Origin of the sequence: Sinorhizobium alkalisoli, from assembly GCF_008932245.1 — a bacterium.
GTDB lineage: Bacteria > Pseudomonadota > Alphaproteobacteria > Rhizobiales > Rhizobiaceae > Sinorhizobium > Sinorhizobium alkalisoli.
This window is the reverse complement of sequence record NZ_CP034911.1, coordinates 402,731-416,300: the sequence shown is the minus strand read 5'-3', so window position 1 is coordinate 416,300 and position 13,570 is coordinate 402,731. Positions and strand designations below refer to the sequence as shown.

The 13,570-nt window shown below is 58.5% G+C and carries 16 protein-coding genes and 2 pseudogenes; 15 read left to right on the top strand and 3 right to left on the bottom strand.

Annotation, left to right across the window (positions count from 1 at the left end; genetic code table 11):
* Window positions 1-5 precede the first annotated feature (5 nt).
* From nifN to EKH55_RS30125, 11 genes and pseudogenes are all read left to right on the top strand, one after another.
* Window positions 6-1,412, top strand: coding sequence for a nitrogenase iron-molybdenum cofactor biosynthesis protein NifN (gene nifN, locus EKH55_RS29070; RefSeq protein ID WP_069456694.1), 1,407 nt, complete (start codon window positions 6-8; stop codon window positions 1,410-1,412).
* Window positions 1,409-1,891 (top strand): nitrogen fixation protein NifX, encoded by a 483-nt coding sequence (nifX, locus tag EKH55_RS29065; RefSeq protein ID WP_069456695.1) that lies wholly within the window; start codon window positions 1,409-1,411, stop codon window positions 1,889-1,891. The genes nifN and nifX overlap by 4 nt, the downstream gene beginning before the upstream one ends.
* 4 nt (window positions 1,892-1,895) lie before the next feature.
* Window positions 1,896-2,384, top strand: coding sequence for a NifX-associated nitrogen fixation protein (locus EKH55_RS29060; protein WP_106407729.1), 489 nt, complete (start codon window positions 1,896-1,898; stop codon window positions 2,382-2,384).
* Between the two features lie 1,058 nt (window positions 2,385-3,442).
* The gene (gene fdxB / locus EKH55_RS29055; RefSeq protein ID WP_069456697.1) at window positions 3,443-3,760 is read left to right on the top strand and encodes a ferredoxin III, nif-specific; all 318 of its coding nucleotides are present in this window, start codon (window positions 3,443-3,445) and stop codon (window positions 3,758-3,760) included.
* 27 nt (window positions 3,761-3,787) lie between these two features.
* On the top strand, window positions 3,788-4,021 hold the full coding sequence (locus tag EKH55_RS30425; RefSeq protein WP_083265200.1) for an exopolysaccharide production repressor protein: 234 nt from the start codon (window positions 3,788-3,790) through the stop codon (window positions 4,019-4,021).
* Window positions 4,022-4,143: 122 nt separating this feature from the next.
* Window positions 4,144-4,629, top strand: coding sequence for a NifX-associated nitrogen fixation protein (locus EKH55_RS29045; RefSeq protein ID WP_069456698.1), 486 nt, complete (start codon window positions 4,144-4,146; stop codon window positions 4,627-4,629).
* Between the two features lie 674 nt (window positions 4,630-5,303).
* The gene (locus tag EKH55_RS30050) at window positions 5,304-5,480 is read left to right on the top strand and encodes a tryptophan 7-halogenase (protein ID WP_246232033.1); all 177 of its coding nucleotides are present in this window, start codon (window positions 5,304-5,306) and stop codon (window positions 5,478-5,480) included.
* On the top strand, window positions 5,443-5,718 hold the full coding sequence (locus EKH55_RS30045) for a tryptophan 7-halogenase (protein ID WP_345790260.1): 276 nt from the start codon (window positions 5,443-5,445) through the stop codon (window positions 5,716-5,718). Before EKH55_RS30050 ends, EKH55_RS30045 begins: the two co-directional genes overlap by 38 nt.
* Window positions 5,719-5,875: 157 nt before the next feature.
* Window positions 5,876-6,052: a tryptophan 7-halogenase gene (locus tag EKH55_RS30040; RefSeq protein WP_345790258.1), complete on the top strand. Its 177-nt coding sequence runs from the start codon at window positions 5,876-5,878 to the stop codon at window positions 6,050-6,052.
* Window positions 5,985-6,530, top strand: a pseudogene (locus EKH55_RS30035) (tryptophan 7-halogenase). Before EKH55_RS30040 ends, EKH55_RS30035 begins: the two are co-directional and overlap by 68 nt.
* Complete coding sequence (locus EKH55_RS30125) at window positions 6,422-6,772, top strand: tryptophan 7-halogenase (protein WP_269808432.1); 351 nt, start codon at window positions 6,422-6,424, stop codon at window positions 6,770-6,772. The pseudogene EKH55_RS30035 and the gene EKH55_RS30125 overlap by 109 nt, the downstream one beginning before the upstream one ends.
* A gap of 178 nt (window positions 6,773-6,950) precedes the next feature.
* On the opposite strand, the gene EKH55_RS29035 is transcribed toward EKH55_RS30125, so the two are convergent.
* Window positions 6,951-7,901: a LysR family transcriptional regulator gene (locus tag EKH55_RS29035; protein WP_069456700.1), complete on the bottom strand. Its 951-nt coding sequence runs from the start codon at window positions 7,899-7,901 to the stop codon at window positions 6,951-6,953.
* A gap of 1,137 nt (window positions 7,902-9,038) precedes the next feature.
* Here EKH55_RS29035 and EKH55_RS29030 point away from each other — a divergent pair.
* Window positions 9,039-10,052: a LysR family transcriptional regulator gene (locus EKH55_RS29030; protein WP_069456701.1), complete on the top strand. Its 1,014-nt coding sequence runs from the start codon at window positions 9,039-9,041 to the stop codon at window positions 10,050-10,052.
* Window positions 10,053-10,086: 34 nt separating this feature from the next.
* Here the strand turns inward: EKH55_RS29030 and EKH55_RS29025 are convergent.
* Together EKH55_RS29025 and EKH55_RS29600 are read right to left on the bottom strand one after the other, a co-directional pair.
* Window positions 10,087-10,341 (bottom strand): annotated as a pseudogene (locus EKH55_RS29025) (IS110 family RNA-guided transposase); the annotation flags it as partial.
* A gap of 10 nt (window positions 10,342-10,351) precedes the next feature.
* Window positions 10,352-10,522, bottom strand: coding sequence for a hypothetical protein (locus tag EKH55_RS29600; RefSeq protein WP_165614676.1), 171 nt, complete (start codon window positions 10,520-10,522; stop codon window positions 10,352-10,354).
* 546 nt (window positions 10,523-11,068) lie between these two features.
* Between EKH55_RS29600 and EKH55_RS29020 the strand changes: the two genes are divergently transcribed.
* The 3 genes from EKH55_RS29020 to EKH55_RS29010 all read left to right on the top strand — a co-directional run bounded on the left by EKH55_RS29020 (window position 11,069) and on the right by EKH55_RS29010 (window position 13,512).
* Window positions 11,069-11,608, top strand: coding sequence for a flavin reductase family protein (locus EKH55_RS29020; RefSeq protein ID WP_069456704.1), 540 nt, complete (start codon window positions 11,069-11,071; stop codon window positions 11,606-11,608).
* Between the two features lie 456 nt (window positions 11,609-12,064).
* A complete protein-coding gene (locus tag EKH55_RS29015; RefSeq protein WP_165614677.1) occupies window positions 12,065-12,463 on the top strand; it encodes a helix-turn-helix domain-containing protein in 399 nt (132 codons plus the stop codon).
* Between the two features lie 306 nt (window positions 12,464-12,769).
* Window positions 12,770-13,512 (top strand): IS5 family transposase gene (locus EKH55_RS29010; RefSeq protein WP_106407730.1). Its coding sequence is split into 2 segments (ribosomal slippage): window positions 12,770-13,088 and window positions 13,088-13,512, totalling 744 coding nucleotides; the frame shifts between segments, so codons are not numbered across the junction.
* The last annotated feature ends 58 nt before the right edge of the window (window positions 13,513-13,570 follow it).

The following is a 13,570-nucleotide window of genomic DNA, read 5'->3' as shown; positions in this document are numbered from 1 at the left end:
AGTAAATGGTTCACGTCTATCCCCAAACCAAATCAGCAACAGTCAATCCGCTCAAGTCGTCCCAGCCGCTGGGTGCCGCGTTAGCCTTTCTCGGCGTGGAGGGTGCGGTTCCGCTGTTCCACGGCAGCCAAGGCTGCACCAGCTTCGCGTTGGTTCTATGTGTACGCCATTTCAAGGAAACGGTCCCTCTGCAGACTACGGCAATGGACGAATTGGCAGTAGTCGTGGGCGGGGCAGGCCATCTGAAAGAAGCAATTCTCAACTTGAAGGAGCGCGCGAACCCGCGGCTGATCGGGATCTGCACGACGGCTCTATCGGAAACCCGTTCTGAAGATTTCGCAAGGCAAATCGCCAACATCAAAATGATGCGCGCGGATGAACCTGGCACGGAGATAGTGCTGGCAAACACGCCGGATTTCGATGGCGCCCTCGAGGAGGGATGGTCCAAGGCCGTCACCGCAATGATCGAACGGATTACCCGGCGGGGCCAGCAGGCGCGTCGCGCGAAAAAGGCACCAGTGATCGAGAGGATTAGAGAGCCTGGCGAGCAGCCGTTGAAACGGAAGAAACTCGCGATCTTGCCCGGCTGGCATCTCACGGTCGCTGACATAGAGCATTTGCGCGAGGTCGTGGAAAGTTTCGGGCTCAAGCCGGCGATCCTTCCGGACGTTTCCGGCTCGCTTGACGGAACGGTGCCCGACCGCTGGATGCCTGTCACCTATGGCGGCACCAGCGTTGAGGATATCCAGGAGTTGGGCACGGCGGTGCAATGCATCGGAGTCGGAGAACATATGCGGCGGCCGGCTGAACTGCTGCAGAAGCTGACGGGTGTGCCATACACCTTATTCCAGTCGCTGACGGGATTGAGGAACGTCGACCGGTTCGTCTCGCTTCTTTCCGAGATTTCCGGCGTGCCGGCACCGGCAAAGATCCACCGTTGCCGCTCACAGCTGCAGGACGCGTTGCTCGACGGACAGTTCCATTTCGCCGGCAAGAAGATCGCGATCGCCGCCGAACCGGACCAGCTTTACCAGTTCGCCACCTTCTTCACCGGGCTTGGCGCCAAGATAGTGGCGGCTGTTACCACTACCGGTGCATCAGGAATTCTCGAGAAAGTGACTGCCGAATCGATCCAGATCGGCGATCTTGGCGATTTCGAAAATCTGGCCGGCGGCGCTGATCTTCTCGTTACCCACTCGCACGGCCGCCAGGCGGCGGAGCGCCTAGGCATTCCTCTCCTGCGCGTCGGCTTCCCGGCATTTGATCGTCTCGGCAGCCAGCACAAGCTCACAATTCTCTATCGGGGCACGCGCGACATGATCTTCGAGGCGGCAAACATCTTCCAGGCCAACCAGCACACGCCATCGCCCGAGATGGTCGATGCACTGCGGAAGCGGAGTAATGCCGAATGAATTCGGTTCGTCGCCTGTCGCTCGTCGCTGACGAGATTCACCCGCGGCATCACGGCGCATTGCGCATCGCGATTGCGACGCAGGATATGAAAGCGCTTAATGCCCATTTCGGATCGGCCAAGCACTTTGCAGTCTACGACGTGACGCGCGACGGCTGGGATTTCGTGGAAGCGGTGAGCTTCGATGACGTCTCCGACGAGACCGGGAAGCATCGGATCGAGGGCGATGACCGGATCACACCGAAGGTCAACGCGTTGAGCGGCTGTCACCTCCTCTTTTGTGTGGCTATCGGCGGACCTTCCGCAGCCAAGGTGGTATCGGCGAAAATCCACCCGATAAGCGTGGGGCACCCTGAACCCATTCAAGACGTGCTTTCGCGAACCCAGAAAATGCTTAGAACGGCTCCTCCGCCGTGGCTGCGCAAGGCTCTGGCGCAAGCAGGTGTCGCCGAAAAGAAACCGTTCGAGGACGAGGACTGATGTCATGAAAAAAATGTCGGCCACTGCGGGCACGCCCGCCGTCAACGAGCACGAGGCGGCCCTTGCCACCCCTTTCGTCAGATGCCTCACGCGGCTGATCCGCGCGCAGAATGTTTATGGATGGCAGGACGGCGCATCGGACGTGGAGCTGTTGGCCAAATTCATCGTCACCGAAGAGCAGCGCCGTCAAATCCCGATCATCGGCGATCCCGATCCGGATGTCATGTTGAGGCTCAACCTCTTTTACACCGCCGTCGGGCTTACAATCGAAGCGCGCACCGGTCTGGTGGCGTCGCCGACTATGATGATCAGCCATGAGGGCTTTGGGCGAGTGCTTCTCACGACGGGGCGGCTGGTCGTATTTTCGAAAACAGTGCGCGACGTCCACCGGTTTGGCTTCGCGGCGCTTCGGAAGCTCGCTGAGGCCGGTGCAAAACTCGTCGACGATGCGATCGCTGTCATCGAAGCCTATCCCGAAGTGGCGCGAGCCTGACGGTCGAACCGTCAATAATTTAATCACCGGCCCTCTTTGCGCTTGAGGACCGACGTGGGCAGCGGCGAGCTTTGCTGTCGGCACCGCCTGCCCCGAGGAGCAATGTGTAGCGATCCAAACGGTGGCGTCGACATTTGTCGGTTTAGCGACACAGGCTCGTTTACCAAACTTTTCTTTGCCTCTGAATAAAGGACTGAAAAGCAACAACAAACTCCTTTCTTAGTTCCAGCAGCCAACTGGCACAAGTCTTGAAGACATTCCATTGAGAGGCGCCGAAAGCTGCCGATCGGTAGAGATCAACGAGGGAAGGTAACATGACAGGTCTGTGTCAGATCGCATGCTGCTGCAAAGAGCGCATGGGCACGTACGCCGCCACGCGGAAGTATGCTCGCCTCCCTTATCGATCTCGAACCAACATGCATATCGTCAGCGGCGACAGGAGGATCGATTTCAGCCGCCTTATCCTGAACTTGAAGGCGCGGGACTGCGCGGCAACGCCCATACGTTTCCGATTGTCGTCGGTTCCGATCCTTTCCACATCGCCGTCGCGCTTGCGACGCGCGCACCGGCCGGTGGCTCCCGGACTATGACGAGGGGTCAACGAGGGCTTCGGGATGCCCGGACCTGGTCGTATTCACCGACGTCGCGCCGGTTGGGCTTCGAGACGCTTGGGAAGCTCGCCGGCCGCCAGTGCGAAACTGGTCGGCAATGCGATCACTGCGATCCATGGGTATCCCGAAGTGGCAGGGGTGATGGTCGACCTTGGCGATGACAAACCTCGGCCCTCCGTTGGGGGGCCGACGTCAGGCAGCGGGGCCACTCCCTCCCCATGCCCCACTGGTCCCGCTGCCGCGACCGTCTCAAAGGACGAGGCTCGAAAAAGCCTCGGCACCTTTTTTGCAATGGCGGACCGATGATCAGCAGACCGCCCCCGATAGGCTGAATAAAAATACCGGGATGCGGCGGACGAGACGGTTGTGACGGATGAGTTCGTGTCCGACTTGGAAGACATTCCACGTTCGGCCGCTGCCGAGAGAGCCTGCGTTGGAGAACGTACGATGACCAATCATTTCTTTACCCGCGATGGCTCGACATGGATTCCGCAATATCTGACGGCGATTGATGCCGTGACCTGCATTGGCTGCGGCCGCTGCGTCAAAGTCTGCTCGCGCGAGGTTATGCACCTGTACGGCGTCGACGAATCGGGTGAAATCCTAGGCGCCTGCGACGGCGAGGACGAGGACTTCGATGGCGAGCTCAGTCGTACGATCATGGTTATCGACCAGGCCGGCCGCTGCATCGGCTGCGGAGCCTGCGCCCGCGTCTGCCCGAAGAAGTGCCAAACCCATGTCGCGGCTGACAAAATTATTGGCTGATCTGACGGAGAACCAGGAGAACCGGCGTTGCCTTTCAAGTCCCTCTGTCGCGTCCTGCAATTGGTCCTGTGCGCCGACCTTCTAGCCGTCTACTTCGTCTCGCATTCGATACGCAAAGTAATCATTACAGCACTGGGTATTTCGGTGCTTCTTCAAGTTGCCTATTTCGGAAGCGTTCTTTTTTTCGTTTGGCGGGCTAAGTCCACTCGGAGAGCTGTCGAAAGGGCCGGGCAAGAAAGGTCCTACTCTGACCATTCCTAATGCGCATGGCTGCAAATGCATTTTGCATGGTGGGGAGCGGCTATCTCGCACTAGCATCGGACGGTGCCCGAAGAGCGCATGGATAGAAGACTAAAGGTAGCATGAAGGATGAGGACTAAACGATGGCAACATTACCGAATCCCGCTGTTATCCCGGTTCTCGACCACGACAAGGTCGTTACCGCTCCTTTTATCAAGTGCCTTGTGCGATTGATCCGCGCGCAGGATGCCTACGGATCGTGGAAGGAAAAGTGCGACTTTGATGTGCTCGACCACTTTACCGTCCCGGAAGAAAGGCGCTGTGCGCTTCCACTCATGGGCGATCCCGATCCGGACGTACTGTGGAGGCTCGACATGTTTTACCAGGCCGTCGGGGTCGCTATCGAGGAGCGCTCCGGCCTTTTGGTATCGCGGACCATGGAAATCAGCAATGAGGGCTTCGGGCGCGTGCTTTTTACAACCAGACGGCTCGTCCTTCTGTCGAAAACCCTGCGCGATGTTCACCGATTCGGCTTCAGTTCTCTTCGCAAACTCGCCAAGACCGGCGCTAAGCTGGTCAACGATGCGGACCGAGTCATCGAAGCTTATCCGGACGTGGCACGGGCGTAGCGCCGTTGGTTTAGAGGAAAAGATCACGCCACAACCTCAAACATCAAGACTACAATCCGATGCTGCAGTGGCGAACTGCAACCGCAAAGATGATATCGCACGAACTTTTTTCCAGGCTTTCTCCAGCGGCCGGAGCAATGTCAGTTAGCAGAAGAGACCAGGGAGATCGCAATGCCCTTCAGAACCTTTCCTTGCATCTTTTGCTTGCTCCTGTGCTTCATTGCTCTCGCGGTCTCGCATCCTGTTCGCAGCTTATTGGTCGTGACACTCGCTTATTCGCTGCTTCTGCAGATGGCTTATATCGGAAGCGTCTTCCTACTGGTCTGCCTAACTGCGCTGCCCAAAGGACTGACCAATTTCCGTCTTGTTATCGGCGCGCAATCCAGAACGTCCGCGGAAAAGGGAAGGTCTGGCAGATTGTCACTCCTCCAGCCCAGCCGGCAGGGGCAAGGTCGAAGGAGAACGGCTTGAAAGGGCATCACGCGCTTGGATGCATCAGGGAGTCCCAGGACTGTAATGAATGCCATCCGGCCACTGAGTAACGCTGCCGACCCAGGCCAGCGGCGAGTTGGAGCCATCTCATTTAGTCACGGCGCATAGACAGTCGGACGTCCCGAGATAACTCGACGTCGGCCAACCGGCCCTCCCCATCGCAAATTACTGTTGGAACGTGAATGGTTGATTTGAGGAATGCAAGACGGATAGGAATCATCGGCGGGGGTATTGTGGGCTGGCTAGCGGCGACCGCGTTGTCCCGTGTTTTTGACCCCAATGTGGATGTGACGGTCATAGAGGCTCCAGCGGAATTTCCACTTGGTCTCGGGGAAGGGGGGCTCGCTCAACCTGATTGATACCTTGTGTCGCAATGGTCTCGACTTGGACGTCTTTACCGGTGAAGCCGGTGCCACATACAAGCATGGTGTGCTCTATGAGAATTGGACTGGTGGAGGAGTTCCGGATCGCTACTACCACCTGTTCGGCGGGGTAGGTATTGCGGAGATCGTATATCACGTCGATGGCTTCTTTCCTCTGCTGTCCGCGAGGATCGCGGCGGGGGGAGTGCCTTCACACGTGCATTCCGGGGTTTGACGCGATTGCCAGGAATGTATCGCAGCAGGAGATCGACGAGTTGTTGGCGACCGGCGAGTCCGGTCTCTACCCGTCCTACCATGCCTGCTTCGAGCGGTACTTGAAGCGGGTTGGCCTGGCACATGGGATCACCTCCCGGGACAGCGCTGTATGTTAGATGATGCTTGATAACCGGGGCCATGTGTGCGCCTTGCAGCTCCAAGGAGAGCAACTCGAGGTCGACTTCGCCGTCGACGCCTCAGGGCTGGCCCGGATGGGTCTCGGCAGTGCCTTTAGGCCCCGGTTGGCGTACATTCGGAAGTGTATTGCCAACGGACCGCGCAATAGCCTTTGATCTTCAGACGGCAGGGTCTTCGCTTCGATCCCTGACCCGTTCTACCGCCATGACGGCCGGATGGATCTAGGAGATTCCATTGAATCGCACCACCAGGGCCGGCTATGTGTTCAGCAGCAGACATGCCGACGATGCGATGATGATGGCGGAGGTCCAGCACCGCTTTGGATACCATGTCCAGCCAAGGCGCGAGCTTTCGTTCGATCAAGGCTATTTTGAAACTGCCTGGGTCAACAATGTGGTGGCGCTCGGAACGGCTTCCGGATTCGTCGAGCCCCTGGGGGCTGCGCTTGCCGCCTATACCTTCGAGCAGTTGAGGAATTTGGAGCGTATTCTCGCCAGCGGAGGCGAATCGTGCTCGCTCATGCGATCGAAGCCTTCAACAGCGCAAACGTACGATCCTGGACGGGCGTCCGCGATTACCTCCGGCTGCACTATTATGGTGGCAGAAATGATACGCCGTTCTGGCGAGAACTAACTTCGGCCGAGTTGCCGAAGAGTTATGCCCAGTTAAGGGCCTGCTTTCAAAAACGCACACCGCGCCATATCGATATCGAACCGCATGTCGGAAGCGGGTGGCAAAGCCTATTCCGTCAGATCGATTGGCTCTCGGTGGCGGCCCCTCTTGGGGTAGTGCCGCCGGCGGCGGCGCGCGCCGAGCTCGGCAGCTCTTGTTCGAATTATAGCGCGACGATCAGGATGAGACGAGTCTCACCTTGATTGTCGCCGCGCACGAATGGCAAGGCGAGGACCAGCCAGACCTGCTAGAAGGAGCCATGTCGACGGTCAGACCACGCAAATGGATGGCTGCATTAAGTGCAAGGGCGAGAAGGGCCTCCGTGCAGCGGCGACACCTAGCACACCATGAGAACTGTCAAAGTCTGATGAAATGCATTTCTCAAACGCCCCCGGGCCCAGGACGTCCGTTGGCGTTAGTCGGGGCAGCCATGCGGCCGGCCTCCTGTAGCAGAATCTCCTGCATCCATATGCTTGCCTGATCCCTGTTGTGAAGGTCGGGCCACTGGACAGCCATAGTAAATGCTGGAAGTGCCAGCGGGAGCTCGACGATCCGCAAGGGAATTATCTTTGCGAAATGACAGGCGAGCCGCAAGGGTATGGTCGCTATACGCTCGGTCCCTGACAGCAGCGGCGGGATCAAGCTGAAGCCGGGCGCGACGACCTCAATGCGCCTCTTTAGACCGTGCTCGACCAATAACCATTCTTCGATGGAGGGCTTCACCGCAGGCCCGAACTTGGCTACAACATGCCCCATCGACAGGTATTTTTCAAGGGAAAGCTGCTGTGAAAGTTGTTTGTTCATGGCGCAGCCCACGCAGACGAGTGTCTCGTCGAACAGTCTCGCTTGGGGATGCGCGTTCGACATGAACTGCTCAGGAAGGATTAGGAAATCGATTTCACCGCGCCCGAGTAGCTCATTGGGTTCATCGGCGGGAGCCAGCAATTCAAAGCCGACGGCTGGAGCCTCCCGCACCACACGCTCTACAACCTTTTCGAAGAAGACAAGTGTCACGAAATCGGACACAATGATTCTGAAACGTCGCTCGGACATGGCAGGATTGAACATGTCGCATGAAATGATGGAAAACTGAATATGAAGCAGAACATCGCGGACTGCGGGGGCAAGAGCTTTGGCACGCGGAGTTGGGAGGAATTTGCGGCCCTGCATTGTAAACAGCTCATCACCGAAATAGGTGCGTAGCCGGGCGAGAGCAGAACTCATGGCTGGCTGACTGAGATTAATGCTACGTGCAGCTGCGGTGACGCTTTGTTGTGACATCAGAGCATCGAGCGCAACTAGAAGATTGAGATCGAGGCCCTTAAAACGCATGCTTTGACGTGTCCACAGTGCGGATCATTGACATCCAAACAGTAACTCTATTGCCGATTCGACGCCGTCGGGGTAACGGCGCTCAGGGCCAGTCACGGGTCTCTATGAAACCGCGAAACAGGGATCAGGCGCTCAGTAGAACTCGACCTGGCGTGTCTTAGACACTTCACGCGAATGGGCGCATCGACCACAACGTGGCCGCGTCAATTTGACCGCAGCTAATCGTCATGATCATTTTAGCGGCGATGCAATTGCCATGAAGTGCGTGGCTGAACAGGCACCCGCGCGTCAAGATTCAGAATAGCTTTTGGTGTCGCGCAGCCTTGGTCCAGCGTATGGCCGCCTTGGTGCGTCAGCTCGCCGGCAGAGCACGCAGCCACCAATTTGTGCGTCCCACCGCCCACTGCTAAATCGCATCATCTTTGTTGGGCCTGGCTCCGGGCTGCAACGTCGTGGACACATCAATGGGATCTCTCTTCGATAAATGACTAGTAAGGACATCCTAGTGCTTTCCGGCGTTTCCTTGCCATGCAAACTGCAAATCCCAACATGCGCTGCGGAGATGACTGAGGAACTCTTTGCGAAGAAGCGTTAGCGAAACAGCGCTGGCATAGGGCTTATCAACACGGCCGGACAGGTCCGCTGGCGCGACACAGGTCCTGAGCGTTGGAGGTGAGGGCCTCTAGTTAGTACGAGCACATTGACCAAGAAGCTTGAATACGAACGTATCCATGGCGTGGATGACAGCCATGCGAAAACTCGATTTTTCCACTCTCGGGGAATTCGACTAGAAAGGCGTTTGCACTATCGCAGGCAAAAGTGGAAATCACGCCGAGAGGCATTGTTGCAAAGGGATCATAATTGGCAATCCGGGTGTCCAATAAACTGAGTTCAGGAAACGAATATAAGTCGGGCATATGTCGGGCATGCTGTTTTGGCGCGTTGAGCTAAACTCAAGTTAGGGAATGCCTGCACAATGTCCATACCGCGCCGGACGCTTGAGCGCATCGTCTTAGCCTAAGGCTTCCAACCGACCCGCCGTTCACGATCGTGAAAGGCGGAGGAAGGGTTTTCTTAATCCCCCGCAAACGGCCAAGGGTGTGGGGTGAGAACATCATTGTCCGAGGAGAGAAAATTATGGATCACTCCGTTTGGAAGGGCTCACATTCGTTCATCGTCGACAGTGACGCCGCACAGCAACGACAGATGCCGAGCTTGACATCGATCGACCTGAACCTGCTGGTGGAGCTCGAGGCGCTGTTGCAGTACCGGAACATCACGCATGCGGCCCAACACATCGGCCGAAGTCAACCGGCAATGAGCCGGGCGTTGTCAAGACTGCGTGGCATGTTCAATGACGATCTTTTGGTTCGCGGCTCGCGCGGCTTGGTGCCGACGCCGCGGGCCGAACGCTTGGGCAATATGCTGCCGTCTGTATTGAACGCGATCCGCGAACTGGTGAATCGCAGCTTAACCCCAAGAGACATGCCCTGGAAGGCAACTATCGCCATCCCCGACCACCAAGCGCTCATTTTGCTCCCGCGTCTATTGCCGCGTCTGCATGAGTGCACACCTCATCTCGACATTGTCACCAGCCCGCTCTTGGACTGTGCACTGCGGCGGCTTGAGCAGGGTGAGATCGATTTAGCCGTCGGGCAGATCGGTGCCGCACCGCTGGGCTTCTTGCGGCGTAAGCTTTACGCGGACCGCTTCACCTGTCTGCTACGCCACGACCACCCAGTGCTAGAGCGAGAGTGGAGCATAAGTACCTTCGCTGAGTTGCGTCACGCCTCCATCTTGACGGACGCCAATGACCGCTTCGGTCAGGTCTATGACGGGCTTTCCAAGCTGGGGCTATGGGACCGGTATCCGATCGCGGTCTCCAATGTGCTGACGGCGGCAGTTGTGATTGCGGCGACCGATCTTGTCCTCGTCGTGCCGCATCGCATCGCGACCCAGATCGCCACCATGCTGCCGCTCGCGGTTCTCGATCCTCCCGTGCAACTGATGCCATATGAAGTTGCGTTGATCTGGCACGAGCGTTCCCATCGCGACCCGGAACATCAGTGGCTCCGCCACGAAATCGCCGCGGCAGCGCGACCCGACCGGAACGCACCAAACAACAAATCAAATGGGGAGGAGACTAAATGATGCGCTTCTTGCTTTTTGGGCGCGGGCGCATCGCTCAGGAAGTCGGCCGCAGGTCGACACCCTCGGGCACCTCGCCTGCAGTGGCGAGACGCCAGAGCGCAATCAGCAACTTGCGGGCGAGCGCCGCGATCATTGTCTTGCGAATGGTTTTGCGGCCGTAGGCAGTGCTTTCTTCAAACCAGCGGGCAAGGCGCCGTCCTTCTGGAACTGGAGAAAGCGCCAAGCGAGCTGAATCATGCCGCGCCGCACGCGGGCACTGCCGGCGCGCTAGCCCCTTCTCGCGGCGGCGCTACCCAGCCTCAGGCCCGCCAGCGATGCTCGGCGTCGAGCTTCTGCGAAGGCTCGCGTTTAATCGCGGGAACAAGCGCGGCGACCAGCCATTGCACCTGGCTTATCTCGATCACGGCAGCGAGTGTGCCACCGTGGTCAAGAGCGACGAGGGAAAGGCCCGCGGCAAACGACTTTGCCATGAAAGCCGCCTGCATTCGTGTGCTTGAGTTGTCCGAGCGTACTGGGTCCGAGACTGAATATCTTGAGCGACTGAAGCACCCGGAACTGGTGCGACTGCCTCGCTATCGCTCTCCCCAAGGAGTCCCCATCCATCGCCTGCGCCAACCCGCGCAGACTAGTCTGGCTTTTCTAGCGCCGTCACACCAGACGTTTCTACGGAGCTCAAGGTCGACGCTCCATAAGCGCGATCGGTAGCCGACGCTCTTGTGCAATTGCAAGGCTTGTCACTGGCCTCGCGACATCGAACTTGGCACAAATCCGGACTTCACGAAGACCTCTTCGTCAAGGGCGATCAAGCTCTGCTATGATTACGCCAACCTGATGCATGCCTTGCCGCATTCACAGCACCAATGGTTGCCATGCAAACAAGCGATTTCTCGCATCTCGCCGCATGCTGCATAAACCTGCGACATCACCATAGATCGCATCAATGGGCACGCTGTTCCGTTTACCCGTTGGGTGAGACGGCTCGAGGAAGGTTGCTTCCTAAACAAAGGAGTAATGCCATGCCGGACCAGCCGCACGTGCACACCGACATAGTGATCCGCAATGGCGCAGACCCGGTGAACTCCGACGCCCTGAAATGTGCTTTGCGCAGGATGGGCGGTGGGGTTAGCGTCATCACCGCAGGGGAGGGTGAAGAGCGTGCAGGAGCAACTGTTACTTCCGCGACTGCCCTCTCGATCGAGCCACCATGCATGCTCGTTTCCCTCAATCGTTCCTCGTCGACGTGGCCTGCCGTTGCGCGGTTCGGGCATTTTTGCGTCAACATCCTGGGCCACGCCCACGAGATACTGGCGAACCAGTTCGCCGGTCGAGGCGGGCTGAAAGGCGCGGAACGCTATCGCGGTGCTGAGTGGACGCAATTCATCAGCGGCGCGCCTGTCCTTAAGGATGCCGTGGCGGCCGTGGACTGCAAGGTTGAGGAAGCCATAGAACGATACAGCCATGTAATTGTGCTCGGCCGCGTCGTCGGCATTTGCATCGGCAACGGCGGCTCATTGGTTTATCGTGGCGGCCGGTATTTTCCATTAGGCGAGCAGTGAGAGAGGCGAAGCTCACCGTGTTGAATCTTGGGGCCTAAATCGGGCCAGCGAAGTCCTTGCCCTGATGGAGTTCCTACGCATCAGCTTCGCATTCAGGAAAAGCGTACCATAGCCGCCGAGATTGCCCCGTGCACATTCACGATGGAGATGGCGGAAGCCTTAGGAGAAGCCAGCGCGAGCATTGCTTCGATCCTTTGTTCAAAACAGGTCAACCGGCTCTAGGACTGAGCAGCAGATCGGCGCTGCCGTGGAAAATCTGCGCCAACATGGAATGAAAGCAACGACCCGAGCTGAAGGAGGCTTGGATGGCAGGGATTGCAATCACACGGATGGACCTGACGGCGGCGCAAGTTCGGGCTGCGGCAGCGAAGATGCGGGATGCCCGGGGGGCGCGTCGGATGCTGGCGATTGCTGTGGTCTTGGAGGGCGTCGACCGTAAGACGGCGGCCGAGACCTGTGGCTTGGGATCGCCAGACGCTGCGCGACTGGGTCCATCGCTACAATGCGGACGGGCTGAGCGGGCTTTCCAACCGTAGGTCACCGGGGCGCCCGCCATGGCCGACGCCGGCGCAGAAGGCCGCGTTGGCGGCGCCGGTGGAACACGGCCCCGATCCCGAGCGCGACGGCGTAATGCGCTGGCGGCGCAAAGACTTGAAGCGACGGATCGAGGAGATGTTCGGGGCTGTCATGCAGGAGCGCACTGTGGCCGCGCAACTGGCCGAACTCGCGTTCGTGCGGCTGACGCTGCGTCCCCGTCACCCGAAGCCAGGCGAAGCGGCCCCCCGGGGGGCATGCAAAAAAATTTCCCCGCCGCAGTGGCAGAAATCGCCGGTGGCCTCGCCAAGGGTAAAGTGATCGAAATTGGTTCGAGTGTATGGTTCGCCTCCGGTTTGCAAGAAGAAACGACAGTCTCGTCAGATCCTGCTTCAGCGTATCCGGCTTATTTGGGCGAAATTGCCCGAGCCACAATGGGAGCCGCTGGAATGCCAGCAAACGTGCGCCGGAATAAGCCTCGAAGGCGATGTCGAAACGGTTCTGGGCATTTTGTTCGAAGAACGTGATCAGCCGTGATCTAGGGTCAGGACCCATAAATGGCTTTTCCTGAGCGCTGAGACATGATTCATTGCCGCGAGGAAAGGGCGATGAGATGTCTGATTTCTTTTGGTTTCCGATGCGCAGTGGGAACGGATTGAACCGCTGCTGCCAACGGATGTGCGGGGCAAGCCGCGCGTGGACGATCATCGCGTGTTGAGCGGAATCGTCCATGCGCCGCGATGCGGTGGCCGCTGGGCGGACTGCGCCGACGTCTATGGACCGAAGAAGACGCTCTGCAATCGCTTTGTTCGCTGGTCCGAGCGCGGCATCTGGGAAGGCATTTTCAGCGCACTTGCCGGAGCCGAGGATGCGCCGGACCGATTGTTCATCGATAGTAGCTGCATCAAGGTCCACCGCTGCGCAGGCGGCGGAAAAGGGGGGCCTTGGCTCATGGTATCGGCCGCACGAAAGGCGGACGGAACACCAAGCTCCATGTCGTCTGCGACGCGAAAGGCCGCCCCCACGTCCTGCTCCTGACCCCAGGCAATGTCCACGATTGCAAGGTGGCCAGGCTGTGCATCGATGCCCTGCCGCCCTCCGCGGAGCTCGTCGCGGACAAGGGTTATGACAGCCAGGCATTGCGCGAATGGCTTCACGAGCGCGGCACCGAGGCCGTGATCCCGCCACGTCGCAACCGCAAGGTCCAGTACGATTATAATCGCGCCATCTACAAACAGCGCAACGTCATCGAGCGTATGTTCTGCCGCCTCAAGGACTGGCGCCGCATCGCCACACGCTTCGATCGCAACATCAAGAACTTCATGGGGGCCGTCGCTCTCGCCGTAGCCGTCATCTGGTGGCTGCAGTGAGTCCGGACCCTAGTGAACTATCGACGAAAAACGATGTCGGCCTCAGTCCCGAGCCCCA

Coding starts and splice junctions, on each gene's coding strand:
- nifN (WP_069456694.1), top strand. CDS start 6: ATGGTTCACGTCTATCCCCAAACCAAATCAGCAACAGTCAATCCGCTC.
- EKH55_RS29045 (WP_069456698.1), top strand. CDS start 4,144: ATGGCAACATTACCGAATCCCGCTGTTATCCCGGTTCTCGACCACGAC.
- EKH55_RS29020 (WP_069456704.1), top strand. CDS start 11,069: ATGCCGGACCAGCCGCACGTGCACACCGACATAGTGATCCGCAATGGC.
- EKH55_RS30050 (WP_246232033.1), top strand. CDS start 5,304: ATGGTTGATTTGAGGAATGCAAGACGGATAGGAATCATCGGCGGGGGT.
- nifX (WP_069456695.1), top strand. CDS start 1,409: ATGAATTCGGTTCGTCGCCTGTCGCTCGTCGCTGACGAGATTCACCCG.
- EKH55_RS29030 (WP_069456701.1), top strand. CDS start 9,039: ATGGATCACTCCGTTTGGAAGGGCTCACATTCGTTCATCGTCGACAGT.
- fdxB (WP_069456697.1), top strand. CDS start 3,443: ATGACCAATCATTTCTTTACCCGCGATGGCTCGACATGGATTCCGCAA.
- EKH55_RS29600 (WP_165614676.1), bottom strand. CDS start 10,522: ATGGCAAAGTCGTTTGCCGCGGGCCTTTCCCTCGTCGCTCTTGACCAC.
- EKH55_RS29035 (WP_069456700.1), bottom strand. CDS start 7,901: ATGCGTTTTAAGGGCCTCGATCTCAATCTTCTAGTTGCGCTCGATGCT.
- EKH55_RS29060 (WP_106407729.1), top strand. CDS start 1,896: ATGAAAAAAATGTCGGCCACTGCGGGCACGCCCGCCGTCAACGAGCAC.
- EKH55_RS30040 (WP_345790258.1), top strand. CDS start 5,876: ATGATGCTTGATAACCGGGGCCATGTGTGCGCCTTGCAGCTCCAAGGA.